At 55.1% G+C, this 19297-nt stretch carries 18 protein-coding genes; 12 read left to right on the plus strand and 6 right to left on the minus strand.

Annotation, left to right across the window (positions count from 1 at the left end; all coding sequences use genetic code 11):
* Positions 1-13 precede the first annotated feature (13 nt).
* Positions 14-1567 (minus strand): protein adenylyltransferase SelO, encoded by a 1554-nt coding sequence (locus NQT62_RS05755; RefSeq protein WP_256763718.1) that lies wholly within the window; start codon positions 1565-1567, stop codon positions 14-16.
* A 144-nt stretch (positions 1568-1711) separates the two neighbouring features.
* Here NQT62_RS05755 and NQT62_RS05760 point away from each other — a divergent pair, with 144 nt between their 5' ends.
* Together NQT62_RS05760 and NQT62_RS05765 are read left to right on the plus strand one after the other, a co-directional pair.
* Positions 1712-3349, plus strand: a complete 1638-nt coding sequence (locus NQT62_RS05760) for a 3-(methylthio)propionyl-CoA ligase (protein WP_256763719.1) — start codon at positions 1712-1714, stop codon at positions 3347-3349.
* Positions 3350-3422: 73 nt separating this feature from the next.
* The gene (locus NQT62_RS05765; protein WP_256763720.1) at positions 3423-3725 is read left to right on the plus strand and encodes a Dabb family protein; all 303 of its coding nucleotides are present in this window, start codon (positions 3423-3425) and stop codon (positions 3723-3725) included.
* Here the strand turns inward: NQT62_RS05765 and NQT62_RS05770 are convergent.
* The 3 genes from NQT62_RS05770 to ygfZ are packed head-to-tail and all read right to left on the minus strand — an operon-like array spanning position 3713 to position 5749.
* A complete protein-coding gene (locus NQT62_RS05770; RefSeq protein WP_256763721.1) occupies positions 3713-4510 on the minus strand; it encodes an NRDE family protein in 798 nt (265 codons plus the stop codon). The two genes, NQT62_RS05765 and NQT62_RS05770, sit on opposite strands and share 13 nt — an antisense overlap.
* On the minus strand, positions 4501-4794 hold the full coding sequence (locus NQT62_RS05775; protein WP_256763722.1) for a DUF4936 family protein: 294 nt from the start codon (positions 4792-4794) through the stop codon (positions 4501-4503). Before NQT62_RS05775 ends, NQT62_RS05770 begins: the two co-directional genes overlap by 10 nt.
* A 1-nt stretch (position 4795) precedes the next feature.
* Positions 4796-5749, minus strand: a complete 954-nt coding sequence (ygfZ, locus tag NQT62_RS05780) for a CAF17-like 4Fe-4S cluster assembly/insertion protein YgfZ (RefSeq protein WP_256763723.1) — start codon at positions 5747-5749, stop codon at positions 4796-4798.
* A 181-nt stretch (positions 5750-5930) separates the two neighbouring features.
* Between ygfZ and mltG the strand changes: the two genes are divergently transcribed.
* The 6 genes from mltG to NQT62_RS05810 are packed head-to-tail and all read left to right on the plus strand — an operon-like array spanning position 5931 to position 10521.
* Positions 5931-6989, plus strand: coding sequence for an endolytic transglycosylase MltG (mltG, locus tag NQT62_RS05785; RefSeq protein ID WP_256763724.1), 1059 nt, complete (start codon positions 5931-5933; stop codon positions 6987-6989).
* A 1-nt stretch (position 6990) separates the two neighbouring features.
* Positions 6991-7644, plus strand: a complete 654-nt coding sequence (gene tmk / locus NQT62_RS05790; RefSeq protein ID WP_256763725.1) for a dTMP kinase — start codon at positions 6991-6993, stop codon at positions 7642-7644.
* Position 7645: 1 nt separating this feature from the next.
* Entirely contained in the window at positions 7646-8644 is a 999-nt protein-coding gene (locus NQT62_RS05795; protein ID WP_256763726.1) for a DNA polymerase III delta subunit-related protein, read from the plus strand.
* A 10-nt stretch (positions 8645-8654) separates the two neighbouring features.
* Positions 8655-9053 carry a PilZ domain-containing protein gene (locus NQT62_RS05800; protein ID WP_256763727.1) on the plus strand — a complete coding sequence of 133 codons (399 nt, stop codon included), beginning with the start codon at positions 8655-8657 and terminating at the stop codon, positions 9051-9053.
* Positions 9053-9829, plus strand: coding sequence for a TatD family hydrolase (locus NQT62_RS05805; RefSeq protein ID WP_256763729.1), 777 nt, complete (start codon positions 9053-9055; stop codon positions 9827-9829). The genes NQT62_RS05800 and NQT62_RS05805 overlap by 1 nt, the downstream gene beginning before the upstream one ends.
* Complete coding sequence (locus NQT62_RS05810) at positions 9826-10521, plus strand: ankyrin repeat domain-containing protein (protein WP_256763730.1); 696 nt, start codon at positions 9826-9828, stop codon at positions 10519-10521. The genes NQT62_RS05805 and NQT62_RS05810 overlap by 4 nt, the downstream gene beginning before the upstream one ends.
* A gap of 32 nt (positions 10522-10553) precedes the next feature.
* Here the strand turns inward: NQT62_RS05810 and NQT62_RS05815 are convergent, their stop codons facing one another.
* The gene (locus NQT62_RS05815) at positions 10554-12176 is read right to left on the minus strand and encodes a methyl-accepting chemotaxis protein (RefSeq protein WP_256763731.1); all 1623 of its coding nucleotides are present in this window, start codon (positions 12174-12176) and stop codon (positions 10554-10556) included.
* A gap of 702 nt (positions 12177-12878) precedes the next feature.
* Here NQT62_RS05815 and NQT62_RS05820 point away from each other — a divergent pair.
* The 4 genes from NQT62_RS05820 (at position 12879) to NQT62_RS05835 (ending at position 18213) form a co-directional block, all read left to right on the plus strand.
* A complete protein-coding gene (locus tag NQT62_RS05820; protein ID WP_256763732.1) occupies positions 12879-14093 on the plus strand; it encodes a nitrate/nitrite transporter in 1215 nt (404 codons plus the stop codon).
* Positions 14090-15805, plus strand: coding sequence for a bifunctional protein-serine/threonine kinase/phosphatase (locus NQT62_RS05825; protein ID WP_256763733.1), 1716 nt, complete (start codon positions 14090-14092; stop codon positions 15803-15805). Before NQT62_RS05820 ends, NQT62_RS05825 begins: the two co-directional genes overlap by 4 nt.
* 94 nt (positions 15806-15899) lie before the next feature.
* Positions 15900-17864, plus strand: a complete 1965-nt coding sequence (locus NQT62_RS05830; RefSeq protein WP_256763734.1) for a S8 family peptidase — start codon at positions 15900-15902, stop codon at positions 17862-17864.
* A 130-nt stretch (positions 17865-17994) separates the two neighbouring features.
* Positions 17995-18213, plus strand: coding sequence for a hypothetical protein (locus NQT62_RS05835; protein WP_256763735.1), 219 nt, complete (start codon positions 17995-17997; stop codon positions 18211-18213).
* 12 nt (positions 18214-18225) lie between these two features.
* On the opposite strand, the gene NQT62_RS05840 is transcribed toward NQT62_RS05835, so the two are convergent.
* Positions 18226-19293 carry a tetratricopeptide repeat protein gene (locus tag NQT62_RS05840; RefSeq protein ID WP_256763736.1) on the minus strand — a complete coding sequence of 356 codons (1068 nt, stop codon included), beginning with the start codon at positions 19291-19293 and terminating at the stop codon, positions 18226-18228.
* Positions 19294-19297: the final 4 nt, after the last annotated feature.

The following is a 19297-nucleotide window of genomic DNA, read 5'->3' on the forward strand; positions in this document are numbered from 1 at the left end:
CGATTTGGGTTGCTCAAGATGAACAGCTTAAAACCAGGCCCCGCGCCCATTCCGGCGGTGCGGCCATGTCGGAGGCTGGGTGTTGCTCATCGAACGGGTGAGACAAGGCAGCCGCGAGCCGGTTCACCTCGGTGAAATCGCCGTGCTGTGCCGTGTCAATGGCCTGTTGCAGCAGGTGATTGCGCAACACCCAGGCGGGATTTACCTGATTCAAACCGGCTCGCCAAACCGGCAAATCCAGCATTGCACGGCCATGAATGGACTCAAACCACTGCTGCCAATTGCCCAACCATGCTTTGGCTTGGTCGATTTGCGCTTCGTCGCCCAAGGCCAGGGGGAAATGCGCACTGGACTGCCATGCTGCGAAGTTTTCATCAACACTGGCCATGGGGTTCAATACTGAAAGCGAGCGAAAGAAACGGGTGAAATCCAGCTGGTGTTGGTGCATGAATTGCAAGGTGCTCTCCACGGCATTGTCTATTACGGGTGTTGACGGTTGGGCTGGCGTTTCGGGCGATAGCAGGCCCGTCTTGATGGCAAAACTGGTGTTGTGGTGTTGATGGAATACCGCCGCATAGTCATCCAACACAGCCTGGATTTGGTCTTTGTCTGCGCGAATCAACGGCGTAAGCGCTTGGGCCAGTGCATACAGGTTCCAGTGGCCAATGCGAGGCTGGTTGCGGTAACTGTACCGCCCATGTTGATCTGAGTGGTTGCAGACATGGTCCACATCAAGCCCGTCCATAAAGCCAAAAGGACCGTAATCGATGGTGAGCCCCAGCAGGCTCATATTATCGGTGTTCATCACACCGTGGCAAAACCCCACCGCCTGCCATTTTGCCATCAGCACGGCCGTGCGATGAATAACGACAGTCAGCCATTGAAGCACGGCATGGCTAAATGCTTCATCGCTGTTTCCCTGATCAATCTCTGGATGTTGTTGATCCATGTGCCAGGCCACCAATTCTCGCAAACGCTCATGCTGATTGCTGTAACAGAAATATTCGATGTGGCCAAAGCGCAAAAAGCTGGGACTGACCCGACACACGATGGCTGCGGTTTCGGTGGTCTCCCGGAAAACAGGGTCGCTGCTGGCAGTCAGAGACAGCGCCCGAGTACTGGGAACGCCGAGGTGGTGCATGGCCTCTGAACACAGGTATTCACGAATGGATGACCGCAGCACAGCCCGGCCATCTGCATGGCGAGAGTAGGGCGTTGGCCCAGCGCCTTTGAGCTGCAGTTGATGATATTGACGCCCCTTCCGAATTTCCGCGATCAACAAGGCCCGCCCATCGCCCAGCTGTGGCACAAAAACTCCAAATTGATGGCCGCAATACACGCTGGCCATGCTTGGATAGCCAGGCCAAGGCGCGTTACCACTGCACACATCCAGACCATGGCTGGACTGCAAGCCCAATGGATCGATGCCAATCCGCCCAGCCAAAGCCTGATTGACAGACACCCAGTGAACTGGTGTTTTTAATGGGGTTGTGGGCACAGCGGTTAGAAATGGCTGCCCAAGACTGGCGTATTCCTGAACCAAAACAGAATCGGTCGAATGTAACAAGGTGAAGTCCTGCGATATAGTCATGACGACAGACGGAGTAACACGGCCCATGGCCACGGTTACGAACCGCGACGCATGGCCACACAGGCCATTGTAAAAGGGTTCACACCGGCAAAACAGCATGATCTGGAGGAGAGAGACAACATGCAGGGTTTGATGATGCACATGCCGCTATTGATATCGTCAGTGCTGCAGCACGCGGAGCGGCACCATCCCACAGGTGAAATCGTGTCGCGACGCACAGAGGGCGATATTCACCGCACCAATTGGGGGCAGATCGCCAAGCGGGCAAAAAAACTGGCCAATCGCCTCATTGCTGATGGTGTCCAGCAAGGCGAGAACGTGGCCACCTTGGCATGGAACGGGTACCGCCATGTTGAAATTTATTACGCTGTTTCCGGCATGGGGGCGGTTGTTCACACCCTGAATCCAAGGCTGTTTCCTGAACAGTTGGTGTACATCATCAACCACGCCAAAGACACCACCGTATTTTTTGACACCACATTCGCACCGCTGATCAAAGCGATTGCACCCGCTTGCCCCACGGTAAAGCGATGGGTGCAACTGTGTGACGAGGCGGTAATGCCAGCCGATCCGGCAGTGGCTGGTTGCCTCAATTATGAGGCGTACATCGCGCAAGCCAGCGACGTCTATGACTGGCCAGAACTGGATGAAAATGCCGCATGCGGGCTTTGCTACACATCAGGCACCACTGGCAATCCCAAGGGTGCGTTGTATTCCCATCGCTCAACCGTGTTGCATGCCATGGCCGCCTGCACGCCAGATGCCTTGGGCATCAGCAGCCGTGACACGGTGTTGCCGGTGGTTCCAATGTTCCATGTCAACGCCTGGGGCTTGCCATATATTGGCGCCATGGTGGGTGCAAAAATGGTCATGCCCGGCGGCGCGCTGGATGGGGAGTCTATCTACAAACTGATGGAAGCTGAACGGGTCAATATTTCCGCAGGCGTACCCACGGTGTGGCTGGGCCTGTTGAATTATGTCCAGCAGCACGGCTTGAAATTTTCCACGTTCAACCGCACGGTGATCGGCGGTTCGGCTGCGCCACCCGCGATGATCAAAACCCTGAACAGCCTGGGGGTTGAGGTCATTCACGCATGGGGCATGACCGAGCTTTCGCCATTGGGCACCGTGTGCCGGCTTAAAGCAAAACACATGGACATGCCCCTGGAGGCGCAGCAGAAAGTACTGGAGAAGCAGGGTGTGGCCATTTATGGCGTGGACATGAAAATTGTCAATGACGAAGGCGATGAGTTGCCCTGGGACGGCCAAGCGTTTGGTGACCTGCTGGTGCGGGGCCACTGGGTGGTGGGTGGCTATTTTGGCGGTGACGGCAAAAATGCATTTACGGTCGACAAAGCCGGTAAGCAGTGGTTCAGCACTGGCGATGTTTCCAAGATTGACCCGGACGGCTACATGCAAATCACCGACAGAAGCAAGGATGTGATCAAATCCGGGGGAGAGTGGATCAGCTCCATTGATCTGGAAAACGTGGCCATGGGGCATCCAGCAGTACAAGAAGCGGCCGTCATTTCAGCTTTTCATCCCAAGTGGGACGAGCGTCCGCTCTTGGTGGTGGTTCGAAAGCCCAATGCCGAGGTTGGCCGAGATGAATTGCTGAAGTTTTATGATGGCAAGGTGGCCAAGTGGAGTATTCCGGATGATGTGGCCTTTGTTGAGGAACTTCCCCACACCGCAACTGGTAAAATCCAAAAACTGAAGCTGCGGGAGCAATTCAAGGATTACAAGCTGCCTGGTTAAACAGCCCGCATTTGCAAACCCGTTCAGGCCACCCGGAGGACCGCGTGGCCTGTTGAATTTTTAGGACATCTACATGATCAAGCACATTGTTTTTTGGCAATTGAAAGATGAAGCACTGGGCCACACCAAAGCGCAGAATATGCAACTGGTGAAGGAAAAGCTCTTGGGCTGTGCCCAGGTGGTGCCCGGTATCCTGGAATTCGAAGTGGCCCTGGGTGGGCAAGGTTTGGAATGCACATATGATGTGGCCTTGTACTCGGTGTTTGAAAGCAAGGCGGCACTGGATGCCTACGCGGTACACCCCACCCATGAAGCCATCAAGGCTTTTATTGGTGAAGTGCGCAGCGCCCGGCAGTGCATGGACTACGAAGTGTAAAACGAATATCGGCGAATGCCGGTTTTTTGGCCTGCGGTGCCAAACGACACTTCACTGATACTGATTTTGCCCGTTTCCGACATCCATACCACGGTGCTGGAGCGAGTGCCATACAACGGTGACTCGATTTTAATTGCCGATAGCCGTTTTTCCCACTCATAAGGCACTCCTGTGCAGGGCAACTCGGCGTCGATTGCAGTGCTCGTATCGGCCAGCAGATTCAAGAAACCAGTTTCAATGGTTTCATCCGGTTCATCACCCTGCAGCTGCGCGAGTTGTTGTTGCAGGCGGGTTTTCAAGGCCATGGTTTTGGGCCAATCAGCATCGATGTGTGCGTTGGACAGGCCATGAATGGGGCCATGCAGTGCTGTTGAATGAGGCTCACGGGTTGAGCCAGTCATCCACTGATTGGTCAACACGGTCAACCGGTGTTGTGTTGCTTGGCCATGGACGAGATTGAAACCAGAATAGTCTTGCCAATTGTCCAGTTGGCCCAATTGACCCTCAATGGCCGCTTTAACCAGCAAACCTCTCGATGGTGCGGAGGCTGGTTTGTTTAATGCCGGGTTTCGCACATTGGTCAGCAAGGCGAAGTCTCCCCGTTCCGAGATGGCAAGCCACGTGCCTCCACCCTGAATATCCAGACCGGCATAGGTGATGCAATCGCCCCAGCCTTCGCGAGGGCCCAGAGGTTCAGTGGGCCGGTTGTGAAATTCGTCCCGATTGGAAATACACACGAATGGGAGTTTGGAATGGGCCCCAATGGCGATGGCGACTAGGCACATGCCTGAAATACCTCGTGTATTCGTTGTGGAAAGTAGGCTGTGGAGGCAAAACACAGACTGGCAAGCTGATCCAGTCGTTGCTGCCAACGGTCCACATCGGCAGCGGCGGGCAGTTCAACCATTTCCATCCACGTCGTGTAGGTTTTACCTGGTTCGATGCGCCGGTACAACCGAGTGTTAGCGGCGCCCGCCAGCAAGACCTGGCTCAGTAGCAGGCGTGCTGCTTTTTCGCACCAGTCATCGTGCACACTTGGAACCCGATAGTAGGTATACAAGACGTTCAATCTAAATCGCCTCGAACACATTGCCTTTTTGGTGCAAGTCATACGGTGCACCCAGCACCTTGAGCTGCAGTGTCTGTGCAGGAAGGCGCAGTTCAAACTGCGCTGCTGGTGATTCCAGCATGTCCAGCGGCAACTCGACCATGAGAGCCAACTGTTGACCATATGGAACTGCTGTGATGACTTGTCCCGCAGGTTCATTGTCTTTGCCGATCAGCCACACATCCTGACCCGCACAAAGACTGGAATTGATCGACGAATGCGTGTCTGAAGTCAGTGCCTTGACGGCACGGCGCTTGAGCTTTCCCAAATAGTGCGAACGGGCCACAACTTCTTGGCCAGGGTAACACCCCTTGCTGAAACTGATGCCGCCGACCAAATCGTAGTTGATGCTTTGCGGCACAAACAACTCCACTGTCGCCGCAGACACGTAGGCGATGCCCAGTTCAAACAGGTCTTGCTCAAATGCATCGTCAGCGTGATCCTCTTCGGACTGGCGACCACCGCCGCTGACCAATTCAAAACCCGGCAGGCGCTGTTTGTCGGCGTGTTCACCAAGCACCAATGGACGCAGGCTGGCCTGGATGGGTTGCGTTGCATCCTCGGGCCAGGTGACCTGCATGGGCGTTGCACCGTCCTGGTGGGATAGCGCGTGAATGGCCCAATTCGCGCTGACATCGGTGACTGTGCATTTGCTGCGCAATACAAACATGGACAACCGCTTGACCAGCGCTGCGATGGTGTCTTTCCGGGTGATCATGAGCACCGTATCGGCCTTGCGCATCAGGAAGAATGTGCCCAACAGCCTTCCCTTCGCGGTGCACAAGCCAGCCATGCGCAGCGTTGTCTCTCCCAACCCCGCCACATCGTTGCTCAGTTGTGCGTGTAAAAACTGAATTGCATCCGGTCCAGTGACTTGAATCACCCCCCAGCGGGTCAACGCATTTCGATTGGACATGGTGACAAACTTCCTGTGTAAAAATGAATGGCGAATGTTCAATGGCTTGACGGAGATGGGGTTGGGTCGTCCATTCTCAAGCCTTTGTCGTTATCATAGGCGCTCGTTTGCCCGCTTTTAACATTCGATGGTGTTTTAGCGGTTGGCATCTGAACAGTTGTTCCATGCTTTGGCCGATCCCGTGAAAAAAACTTCCCCCAAACCTCTCAAAAAAAACCGTGGACGCAGCAAGCCTGCTCCAGCCGCTTGGACTGGCGTTCGGCGGGCAGCAACACTGGTGTTGGCCATCAGCCTGTTTGTATTGATCACCGGTTGGTGGTGGCTTAACGCCGCTGTTGAGCGAAGCAGCAACATGCTGGATGTACATGTCAGCACTGGGCAGGGTGCAAGGGCCATTGCAGAGGAATTGCGTGAACAAGGTCTGCTGGTAAACCCAACCCTGTTTACGATGACAGCCCGACTAACCGGCGTTAGCGCACAGTTAAAAGCTGGGCGCTATGAAGTACCACCGGGCATCAGCACCTGGGCATTGGTGACATTTCTCAGCAAAGGGGTTAGCAAACTCAGCAGCGTGGCCCTGGTCGAGGGTTTTACGGCGCAAGAGTTGCTTCGCAAGTTGCGCGCTCAACCTGATTTGGTGGATGACCTCGCCGGGCAAAGCCCGCAGCAGATCGCCAAAACACTGGGGCTGGAAGGTGGAAGTCTGGAAGGCTGGATTTACCCGGACACCTACAAATATTCGCCAGGCTCGACATTGAGCGAATTTCTTCGACGGGCAACACGGCTTCAGCAAAAAACGCTGCAGGAAGCCTGGCTTCAACGTGCACCCGGTTTGCCTTTGAAATCACCCTATGAAGCGTTGATTCTCGCGTCGATTGTTGAGAAAGAAACCGGGCAAGCAAAAGACCGGCCAAAAGTGGCCAGTGTATTTGTTAACCGTTTGAAAGCCGGCATGTTGCTACAAACCGACCCCACGGTCATTTATGGTGTGGGGGAGCAATTTGATGGCAACCTCACCCGCAAGCATCTCCAAACAGACAATCCATACAACAGTTACACTCGGCCCGGGCTTCCGCCAACCCCCATCGCAAACCCGGGAAAGGCTGCGCTATATGCCACTGTGCGTCCCGAGGAATCCCAGTATTATTACTTTGTGGCCAAAGGCGACGGCAGTAGTTATTTCAGTAAAAACTTGAACGAACACAACAACGCGGTACGCAAATACCAACTGGGGCGATGACGTGCTAAACACGCAACAAAGCGGATTTTTCATCAGTTTTGAAGGGGTGGATGGCGCGGGGAAGTCGTCTCACATGGAGCGTGTCCGTCAGCATCTGGATTCGCTGGGAATTGAATGCGTTCAAACACGCGAGCCTGGCGGTACACCCGTCGGTGAAGCCATTCGGGAGTTGGTACTTCACCATGACATGGACATCAACACTGAGCTGTTGCTGATGTATGCTGCCCGCCGACAACATGTGGTTCAAACCATCGCGCCGGCACTGGCCAGAGGAGCATGGGTTATTTCGGACCGCTTTGAGGACTCCAGTTTTGCATACCAGGCCAGTGCGGGCGGGGCGGTGTGGGAAGACTGCGTAAAACTCAGCAAATGGGCCTTGAAAGGATTTGAACCTGCATTGACTTTTCTGTTTGATTTGCCGATTGCGGTGTCGCAGGCCCGGATTCAAGCCAGAGCAGGGCAGGGCGACAAGTTTGAGGGAAAGCCAATCAGTTATTTCGAGGCGGTTCGGGCGGGATTCATTCGGCGCGCCCAGATCAATCCAACCCGAGTTCGACTGATTGATGCCGAGCCTGACGAAACCACCGTGGCGAAGGCTGTGCTGGCTGAGCTGGATCGTTTTATTCACACCCACCTGAAAAAGGCCAAGCGCTGACATGAATGCACCTTGGCTCCACCGGGCAGCGCTGCAATTCAACCAATTGATCGATGCGACCACGGCCCCCATTCTGTTGCATGGCCACCAGGCCCGTGGTCTGTATGACCTGGTGCATGCGCAGTTGGGGGCGTTGCTGTGTGAAGCGGCCAGCCGCACGGCACTCAAGCCCTGCGGTCAATGCCCAGCCTGCCACATGCGTGCATCCAATGGTCACCCGGACCTGCGTTTGCTGATGCCACAAGCGGTGGCGATTGATCTGGGCTTTCCACTGGACATCAAAGGCAGTGCCAAACCCAGCGGCGATATTCGAATAGACGATGTGCGGGACCTGCAGAGCTACTTCACCACAGCATCGAGCCGTGGCGCAGACCGTTATGTGGTGGTTTATCCATTTGACGCCATGAACACCAACACCGCCAACGCACTGCTGAAAACCTTGGAGGAACCGCCGCGCGGTTTGCGTTTTGTATTGGTGGGCAACCGAGTCGACAATCTATTGCCCACCATCCGTTCCCGATGCCAGTCACTTCACGTGCCTCAACCCAATCCATCGGAGTGTATTGCCTGGCTTCAAGAGCAGGGCATACAGGCGCCAGAGGTGGCCCTCAGTGTTGCGATGAACGACCCATTTGAGGCGAGCAACCTGGCGATTGCCCAACCTGATCAGTTGGAACTTCGACGAAAACTGCTGGAATGGCTGGCCAATCCGGATCAGCATGCATGGGTACCTGCCGGCCTTGAAAAAGCTGGTTTGGCGGCTGTGCTGGAGTTGTCGATGCGTTTGTGCCACGACTGCATTCACATTGCACACGGTTTGAAGGCAGACTATTTCGGCTGGTTGGCCCCCAAACTGTTGTGGGCCAAGCAAGTACCGACGCACCAATGGTCGTTGTTGTACAACAGCCTGCAGCGGGAGTTTCATTTGGCCCACCATCCAATTAACCCCCGTTTGGCGCTGGAGTTTGTCGGTCAACAATGGCAAACTTTGAACCAGTGATTCTCCAACCATGCGCGAAGCCATGTCCAACCCCAGTGCAGCCCCTGTGAACAAAACCGCCAAAGAGTCAGCCAGGCCCTGGATGTTGTCGTTGAACCTGACTGACAAAGGGCACGTGGCGCAGGTGTACATGCCCTTTGTCAAAGGGGGCGGGGTGTTTGTAGAGACCGACAAGGACTACAACCTGGGTGATCCTGTTTTTGTGCTGTTGACGGTCGGTGACGAGGCTCGAAAATTTCCCATCAATGGGAAGGTGGTCTGGGTGTGCGGTCCCAATGCGCGGGGCGACAAACCCCAAGGCATCGGGATTCAGTTCCCAAAGGATGACAGCGGCGAAAGCGCACGCCAGGCCATTGAGCAAATGGTTGGTAAAATGGTGTATTCCATTAAAAAGACGTCGACGCTGTAGTGTTTACCGATTCTCATTGCCATCTCGATTTTCCTGGACTGATCGAACACCTGCCTGACTTGCTGGATCGCATGCAGCAAGCAAAAGTCAGCAGAGCCCTTTGCATTTCCGTTCAACTGGAAGATTTTCCAAACGTGTTGGCCCTGGCCGAAGCCCATGACATGTTGTGGGCCACCGCTGGTGTGCACCCGGACTATGAGGACATTCAGGAACCCACAGTGGAGGGTTTGATGGCTTTGGCCCAGCACCCGAAAGTCATCGGCATCGGCGAGACGGGCCTGGACTACTACCGATTGACCGGCGATTTGACGTGGCAACGCAATCGTTTCCGCACCCACATTCAGGCGGCCAAAGCCTGTGCCAAACCCTTGATTGTGCACACCCGCAATGCGGGTGAGGACACTTTGAAAATCCTGCGCGAGGAGGGGGCCCAACAATGTGGCGGCATCATCCATTGTTTTACGGAAACATTGGACTTCGCCCGTGCTGCTTTGGACCTGGGTTTTTATTTGTCTTTCTCTGGCATCGTCAGTTTCAAAAATGCCGCTGATCTGCGCGAGGTGGTGCGCTTTACCCCCATGGACCGTATTCTGATCGAAACAGATTCCCCGTACCTGGCGCCGGTTCCTTTTCGGGGAAAAACCAATGAGCCCAGTTTTGTTCCCCATGTTGCTGCGGTGATTGCGCGTGAAAAAGACCTTGCGCTGGAAGATGTTGGCCGCATGACCTCCCACAATTTCGATCGCTTGTTCAACATGGCTGCCAGGGCACCATGACTTCGCGTTGGCGACCGTTGTGGCTCATCGCACTGAGCTGCCTATTTGCCGTTTGGCCTGGTTGGGCAACAGCTGGGGCCTATGCGGATTTTTTCACCGCCATCAAATTCGACGATGCTACCCGGCTGCGTCACTTGCTTATTCGGGGTTTCGACCCCAACACCTTGAATGAGGATGGAAGTGCCGGTTTGGTGTACGCCATGCAACAAGAGTCACCAGCGGCATTTTCGGCGCTGTTGAGTTCGCCATCCATCAACCCGAATGTGGTGGATACCAAGGGCGACACGCCATTGATGGTGGCCGCCGCCATGGGGCGGCTGGATTGGGTTCAGCAATTAATCCACCGCGGTGCTGAACTGGGGCAAGCGGGACGCTGGACGGCATTGCATTATGCAGCCAGCGCTGGCAGCGTGCCCGTGATTCAGGCCTTGGTCCAAGCCGGGTCTGATGTCAATGTCCCATCAGAAAACTCCACCACACCGCTGATGATGGCGGCGCGGTCGGGCAGGGAGGAGGCGGTTCGGCAGCTGCTTGAACTGGGAGCAGACCCATCCAGCGTGAATGATGCGGGTTTTAATGCAGCCGGTTACGCGCTGCGTGCCAAACAGAAAGCACTGGCTTTTGAAATCATGCGCAAAGAGCGGGCCATGCGACTGAATCGCCCCCGCTCTTCCGATACCACTGTTCAATAAGCAGACCAAACCAACAAGGCCCATCGGCAGTTTTATAGACTGGCTTCGAAGTGCTTCACCAGTGTTTTCAGGTCACCCGATGTATTGGCCAAGCGGCCAGCAGCGGAATCCAGGTCCTGAATGGCCGCCATGTTGCTCTCCGTGAGGGCACTCATGCGTTCCATGCTGTTGGCCACTTCCAAGCTGGCGGTGGATTGCTGTTCAAGCATGGCCGAAATGTCTTTGGCAGATTGCGCCACGCCGCTGCTGGCCGCTTTGATGGCAGCCAGGCTTTCTCCAGCTTCCTGAATGAGTGCGGTACCCACCTCCACCTCACGAACCGCACGGTTCATGGTCTCCAGGCCTCGCGTGGTGCCCGTCTGAACCTCTTGAACCGTGGATGCAATTTCCGTGGTGGATTGCCGGGTCATTTCAGCCAGTTTGCGGACCTCATCAGCCACCACTGCAAAACCACGCCCGGATTCTCCGGCACGGGCTGCTTCAATGGCCGCATTCAAGGCCAACAGGTTGGTTTTTTCGGCAATTTCAGTGATGGTGCGAGTAACCGTGCTGATTTTTTGCACCGCCACATTCAATTCTTCAATGTTGCGTTTGGCATCCAGAACCACCTCAGCCACCTTGCCAGTTGCTTGCGTGGAGCGTTGCATGCTCACTGAACCTGTTTCCACCACATCCATGGCATTTTTCGCATGGTTTGAGCTTTTGTTGGTGGCCTCCGAAATTTCATGGACCGACACAGACAATTCCTCCAGCGCTGCGGCCACGCTGTTAATGCCATCGGATTGCTGATTGGAGCGGCTCATCAGGTCAACCGCCAGGTTTCTCAAATCATTGGCGTTGTCGCTGACTTGACCAGAGCCAGACACCACATCGGCAATAATGGCGCGCAAGTTCACTTGCATGCTTTTAAAGGCGGTGTGGACCTGATTGAACTCCCGAACAGGCGAGGAGGGGATTTCATGCTTGAAATTGCCTTCAGACAAGGCAGACATGGCATCCAGGAGGGCCTGAGTGGTGTTTTTGATCCGGCTTTTCAGCCAAAACAGCCCAGACACAGCGGTGATCAGTCCCAACACAGTGCCCACAACCGTCAACACCGGGTTGTTAAATGCCGCCATCAGCGCAAACAACACTGGCAACAGGCAAACCATGGCCAAGTCCAGATCGAACAATCGACCTTGATTGGTTTTGGTCCATGGAAATGGTGTTGATCCCGCATTGACCGATTGATAGAGGCGTTCAGCATCGCGCTTTTGATCCTCATTGGGTTTGGATCGAACGGACATGTAACCAATGCGTTGACCATTTTGCGTCAAGGGGGTGACATAGGCATCAACCCAGTAGAATCCACCGTCTTTGCATCGATTTTTGACCAAACCTTTCCACGGCTCACCTTGCCGAACAGTCTCCCACAGGTCTTTAAACGCATCCCCGGGCATGTCGGGGTGGCGGACCACATTGTGGGGTTGTCCTAGCAATTCATTCAGTTCAAAACCTGAAATGTCCACAAATGCAGGGTTGGCATAGGTGATCTTTCCCTTCAGGTCGGTTTTGGTAACGATGGGAACCTTGGCATCCAGCAGTCGTTCTGTGTTGTTGGTGGGTACGGCCATGCGGGCGACACGGCCTTTGGGGTGTTGTTCGGTGCTGGACATGAATTGTCACCTGTTGTTGGTTAGAACGATGACAGTCTATGAAATAGCGTCCGTTCCACAACACCGCAAAAAAGGGGCGAATCAGCACCAATTCACGTCATGCATGCCATCACCATCTTCAACTTGTTTGATTTATCTCAAGGCGGAGCTCACCATTTGTGTGGTGCCTTCCAGGGTGTGCACAACGGAGAAACCTTGTTGAACCACTGTGACAGGCCATTCTGGAAAAACGGCAGATCCTAGCAATGCGACAAACAGAAACTTGTACATTCGATACACCCGTGGAAAAAATGAATTGGGATTGACACTGCTCAAATGGATTGTCGGCCGCACCCACGCTGCTCAGCATCCTCAGTTTTGGTGGGGGTCACTCGGGTCCCCCCAACATCCATCATTCATGCGTATAATTTGTATTATGTAAACTACTACACATCAATCAATCCCTCTGGTGCACCCATGCACCGCCCTAGTGCCCTTCATTCGTGTTTTTGCTTTGCCTTGGTGCTTTGTCGCGCGGTTGACCTGGCTTATTCAGGTGGCCCGGTCTTTGCATTGGGTTTGATCATTGATGGTTCAACGGTGAACCTTCGTGTGCGTCGTTTCGCACAACCGGACTATGGCGTCCACATTCCAGCCCAATTTGAGGGTTGGCATGTGCGGCGCCTTTTTTCGTTTCTAATTTGCGATGGAGCAATCATCAGCATGGGCAAGCAATCATTTCTCAAGGCTGGGCACACGCCCACCTTGTTTGCAGCATTTCTGTATTTCGATTTGGCCTTTATGGTTTGGGTTCTGTTGGGACCATTGGCCATCGGTATTTCAAAGGACCTTGGTTTAACCCACGCCCAAAAAGGCTTGATGGTGGCCACCCCGGTACTGGCTGGTGCGTTGTTGCGTCTAGTCATGGGTGTGTTGGTCGATCGTTTGTCACCGAAAAAGGCGGCCATCATTGGTCAATTGGTGGTGATGGGTGCCCTGGCATACGCCTGGCTGGTCGGTCTTCACTCATTTCACGACGTGCTTGTTTTTGGGGTTTGCCTGGGTGTGGCGGGTTCGTCGTTTGCAGCCGCCCTGCCCTTGGCGTCTCGGTGGTATCCGGCAGAGCATCAGGGTACAGCGATGGGCATTGCTGGCGCAGGCAACTCCGGAACGGCACTGGCCGCGTTGTTTGCCCCAAGTCTTGCAATGGCTTTCGGATGGACCAATGTGTTTGGTTTAGCCCTGATTCCGTTGGGTGTTGTGTTTGTGGTGTTTTGTGCGGTTGCCAAAGATGCACCGGGTGCACCAGCCGCCAAAACCTTGTCGGAGTACCTTGATGTGCTGAGAGACCGGGATGCCTGGTGGTTCATGTTTTTCTACGCCGTGACATTTGGTGGTTTTGTTGGCTTGGCGTCGTCCTTGGTGATCTATTTCAACACTCAATATGGGCTGGATGCCAAAACGGCTGGTTATTTCACGGCAGCCTGTGTTTTTGCCGGCTCTCTGGTGCGCCCGGTCGGCGGTGCAGTGGCTGACCGCATCGGCGGGGTCAAGTCCTTGAGTGTCATGTATGTCTTGGCTGCCCTCTTTTTGGCTGTGGTCAGTGTGGGATTGCCCATGGCGTGGATGGCGTTGATCGCATTTGTGTTGGCCATGCTGGCACTGGGCATGGGCAATGGTGCTGTATTCCAACTGGTGCCGCAGCGCTTCAAAAAAGAAATTGGCGTGATGACCGGCCTGGTGGGCATGGCCGGTGGTGTGGGTGGTTTTTACCTCGCCTCCAGTTTGGGATATTCACGAGAACTGACGGGCAGTTATCAAGTCGGTTTTTCAGTATTTGCCGTATTGTCTCTGTGTGCATTGCTCGGTTTGACGCAGGTTAAAAAACGTTGGCGCACCACCTGGGGTGCCAGTCACCTCACTGCTGCGAGGATTTGATCATTCAACGCAAGCAATACCTTCAAGTGGCGTTGGGCCACGCCACACGCACAGGGCCTCGTGACCGCAATGAGGATTTCTGCGGTGTGGCCACACCCACAGGTCGTGATTTGGTGACCAAAGGCGTCATTGCTGCAGTGGCTGACGGCTTGGGTGGACACCGGGGCGGTCGGGAGGCTGCTGAGTATACCGTGCGTGGACTGCTCAGCGACTATTACGCCACACCAGAGACCTGGAGCACTGCGAAATCCGTGGAGACCGTGCTCAACGCACTGAACCGTTGGGTGTTGGCTGAAGGTGCCAGAAATGCGGCAGTCAGCGGCATGGCAACCACCTTGTCTGCCTTGGTGTTTCGGGGTGAGCGTTATCTACTGGCCCACATTGGGGACAGTCGGGCTTACCGATTGCGCGACGGTCAGTTGACGCAACTGTCCCATGACCATACGTGGGATCATCCCGAACTCAAGGGTGTGTTGTCCCGGGCCATTGGACTGGACGCCCGATTGTTGATTGATGTTGAGCAAGGCACCCTGATGGCTGGTGACCGTTTTTTACTGCTCACCGATGGGGTGTGGGGGCCCTTGCCTTCCCCCCTACTTCAGGAGGTTCTGCTAAGCCATGAAGACCCACAGACTGCCAGCTCTGCGCTGGTGTCGATGGCCTTGGCCAATGGGGGGCAGGACAATGCATCCTGCGTGGTAATCGACATCGTGGCACTTCCCGAGCAGAGTCTGGTTGACGCGCTGCAGGAGCAAGCGCTGTTGCTGCCGCCTGGGCGCTTGAAACCTGGACAGATGCTGGACGGACTTGTTGTTGAAGAGTTGTTGCACGAGTCCAGAGAGACGCTGTTGTACAAAGTGCGGGATGTGGCCAACACACGAACCATGGTGTTGAAAACCTTGCAACCGGATCACGGTGACTTACCGGTGTTGTCCAGGGTGCTCATTCTGGAAGAATGGCGAGGCAAACGGTTGATCAGCAAACATTTGCCTGACGTGTTGCCCGCCGAGCAACGCAGTTGCCTGTATTTCCTCATGGCCTGGCATCCTGGCGCCAGTCTTCAACAACGCCTGGACCGTGGGCAACACTTTACGGTCCAGGAGGCCATTGGGCTTGGCATTCAGCTCTGCCGTGGATTGGCGGCTTTGCACCGCATGGACATCATCCACCGTGACATCAAACCCGCCAACCTGCATTTGGGCACCGACGGCGTGTTGCGCCTGTTGGACCTTGGTGTTTCCCTGGCTTTGGGGGAAAGTGATCAGCCACACCAGTTGGAGCGTGTAGGAACGCCCTCCTTCATGGCGCCCGAGTGGTTTCAAAGGGACACTGGTCACAGTGGGTCGACGGCATCCGACTTTTATGCCGTGGGCGTGACCCTTTATCATCTGCTCACCCGAAAATACCCGTATGGGGAAATTGAGCCGTTCCAAAGCCCCCGTTTTGGGCACGCTACGCCCCCCACCCGCTGGCGGCCCGACATTCCGGTTTGGTTAGAGCAACTGATATTAAAGGCATGCAGTGTTGAGCCGGCGGAGCGTTTTGAAACGGCCGAGGAATTGTTGATTGCACTGCAACGTGCTGACACTGTGTTTGTACGTATGGCACCAAAACAACCGTTGATTCGACGAAATCCCGTGCGAGTTTGGCAATGGATTGGCTTTGTGCTGCTGCTGAGCAATATTGCCTTGCTGATTTTACTCAAGCGCTGAATCCATTCCACGGCGTCTGTCAGTATTATGCCGATACGCCATCGGTTTTTTAGAGGTCAGCATGCGCAGTCATTGGGGTAGTTGGGGGAAATGCTTGGCAGGTGCCCTCCTGTTTGCAGGCAGCGCAATTGCAGTGGCTGGAGAACACCGACTGGTTATCCAGTTCAAGCAAGGTGCCAATCAGGCTCAGGCCATGAGCCTGCAAGATCAGCAAGGCCAGTTGCAATCCCGATTGGATGTTTTGGCCAAAGCACACAAGCGCACGATGCGCATGGTTCGGCCATTTGCAAACAACGGTGTCGTTGCCCGCGTTTCCGATGACGACCTGCCCAGTCTGTTGAATCGTATTCAATCCGATCCAGACGTGGTCGCTGTTGCCGAAGATCGCCGTGTTCACCTTACAGCCCAATCCCCATTGGTCGGATTGCTCAACGGATTGGATTTCAGTCGACGGTCGAGATCCTGGTACCACCAGGACCTGAGCGCCCAGCCAGCGTCCATCAACTCGGCAGCGCTCTGGACTCGTTTTCATGGAAGCAGCCCAAGCATTATTGCAGTGCTGGATACCGGCGTATTGCCTGATCACCCCATGTTGCAAGGCCACCTGCTTCCAGGTTACGACATGATTGCCGATCCGCTGATTGGTGCTGACAACCAAGGCACTGGTGCCAACAGTCGTGACAACGATCCGACCGATCCTGGTGATGGCGTATCGCTCACCGACCTGGCCGCAGACCCCGCCTGCTCCGGCTTGAGCAACTCATCCTGGCACGGCACTTTTGTGGCGGGCCTGCTAGCCGGAAACCCAATCGCCAGCGAAGGTGTGTTTTCCGTGAACTGGAGCGCATCGATTGTTCCTGTTCGCGTATTGGGCAAATGCGGTGGTTTCTCCAGTGACCTGGCCGATGGCATTCGGTGGGCAGCAGGCCTGCCTGTTGCCGGCGCTCCGACCAACCCGTTTCCTGCCAAGGTCATCAACCTGAGCTTGGGATCGCAAGGCGCTTGTGTGTCCAGTATTGAAGGTGCAGCGGTGACTGCAGCGCGAAATGCGGGTGCATTGGTGGTGGTTGCGGCAGGCAATGACGGAAGCGCAGTCGACTCACCGGCCAATTGCCCGGGTGCCTTTGCCGTTGCGGCATTGGATCAGGAGGGACTGAAAGCCAATTACAGCAATTTTGGCTCCGTGGTTCAGATGGCAGCACCGGGTGGCGACGCTGCCTATCCCATCTGGAGCGCCTCCAACACGGGGGTCTACGGCCCGCTGACCAACACATACAATTCCAAAATCGGAACCAGTTTTGCAGCGCCCATGGTGGCCGGCGCAGCTGCAATGTACTGGTCGCTCAACCCATCAGCCTCAGTTGCAACAGTAGAGTCAGCACTGAAGGCCACTGCCCGCCCATTCATTACCGCAGCGGGTGTTGCAACATGCAGCGCAGCCAACAACGGCTCCGCTTGTAACTGCAACGGCACCGCGTGTGGCGCCGGTATGTTGGATGTCTCCGCGCTGATCAACACCGTCGCTGCAGGTGGATTAACGAATTTGTTCTCCAACACCGGTAGCGTGATTCCCCCGGGCGGCACACGAACATTTCTGTCCAGCGGCTCGACCAATGCCACTGGCCAGGAAGTCAACAGTGTCGCCTACACCATCGCCAATGTTGTGCGCGCAAGTGGCTCCACTGCGTCGCCAACCCTGAGCAGCAGCGGGCTGAGCACAGACATCACGGCCCCCGTCGGCGTTCTGGGCTTTGATCTGACAGCCAGCGCACCCGGCGGACGATCCTCCACGCTCTCTGTTACGGTGGCTGATTCAGGTGCAACATCGCCGACCTTGTTGGCCAGTCTGCTCTCGCCACTCCTTAACGGTGCAGCGGGTCTGGATTCCCCAGCAGTCAGTGGAACCGGCAGTGGAACGGGCGGTTCTGTGGGAGAGTCGGGTGGCTCCGGTGGCACCAGCGGCGGGGGCGGCGGCGGTGCACTGTCCCTGGGCGGCTTGTGTGCCATGGGCCTGTTGATGCGACGGCTTCGTCAGTCAGGATTGGGGAAAACCCCCTGACAAAATGCCCTAACTGTTTGAATTGACAAAGAAACAACGTTAGAGAGCAAACTCAAAAAAATACCATTGAGTACTGATACAGTTCATTTGCTAACCCGCTGGTTAGTAATTTGCAGTTGTGGAGGTTCTCATGAAATCACTGACATCGTACCCTGGCGTACTCACGCTGATCATTGTTGGTGCTGGTTTATTGGTCAATGGATTGGTTGACTACATCAACTACGAAGTAGCAAGCCCCAGCGTTCTCGGTGCCATCGGCTGTGCCCTGGCTGCATTGTCACTGGTTGCGGTGTATGAGGTGCGTGATTTGCGCAAGCGGCGCAAATCATTATCGGCACCCAAAGCGTAACTCGGTTTAGTCTTAGGGTTTTTTGGGGGGTGTTGATTGCTGAATAATGGTTGGCCCCTTGGCAGCATTTTGCGCTGCAATCACCGCTTGCAGGTTTTTCTGGGTACTTAAAGTCAGGGCATCGGTGTCTCCCAACGCGTCTTTGCGGATGATGTAAGCCCGGCTCAACGCCTTTTCAGCCCGTTGTAGGTCGCCAGCACGGTACAACACCACACCCAAATTGTTCAGAGATTGACTGGTCCGGACATCGTCCGGCCCGAAGGCTGCCTGCCGAACTTCAAAGGCGGTCTGGTAGTTCTTGGCAGCGCTCACCAAATCGTCCTCACGCATTTGCAAAGTGCCCAGAAAGGTCAAAACCTCTGCTTTGATGGGCTGGTTTTGGAAGTCCGGATGATTCGCAATCACATCGGCCAACACTTGAAACTCCGCTTTGGCTTCGGGTTCCTGGCCCATGTCCAGCAATCCAACCGCATAGTTCATGCGCGTTTCAATGGTTTTGGGGTGCATCTTGCCCAGGCGGATTTCATGAATGATGCGTGCTTTTCGAAAGGCCTCTTCAGCCTTGGCAGCTTGGTTTTGAAGGGCGTAAAAACTGCCCAATGCATCTTGAACAATGCCTGCGGGCATGGTGAAACGGCCAATTTCACGGTCAATCCTTTCGGCCGTGTTCATGAACATGGCTTCGGCGTCCTTGCTTTTGTCCACTTGAACCAGGGTTTGGGCAACCAATACCTGCAGCCGGGCCCATTGCTCAGAGCCCGACGGATTTTTTCGGTCCAGCGCAATGTACTGGGCGGCTTCCCGCCAGGTGGACATCGCCAAATCCGGCTCGTTTTGAGACAAATACGCTTTGCCCAGGTTTTCCAGCACATTAACCCGCTTCAGGGTGCTCACCGGAGCAGCCAGCTCCTCTCGGCAAGTTTCAATGGTAACAGGCACCGGCTGTTGGGTCAGGCTTTGCTCACAGCGGCTAACCTCGCCAACGGGTGTTTGGGCCTGGGCGTTGTGGATAAAACAGACAGCCAATAGCGTGCACACCGCGATGGTTCGGGAACGGCGAAGAATCAATGGAGTCAACATCAGC

This window comes from Limnobacter humi (assembly GCF_024518835.1).
Taxonomy (GTDB): Bacteria; Pseudomonadota; Gammaproteobacteria; order Burkholderiales; family Burkholderiaceae_B; genus Limnobacter; species Limnobacter humi.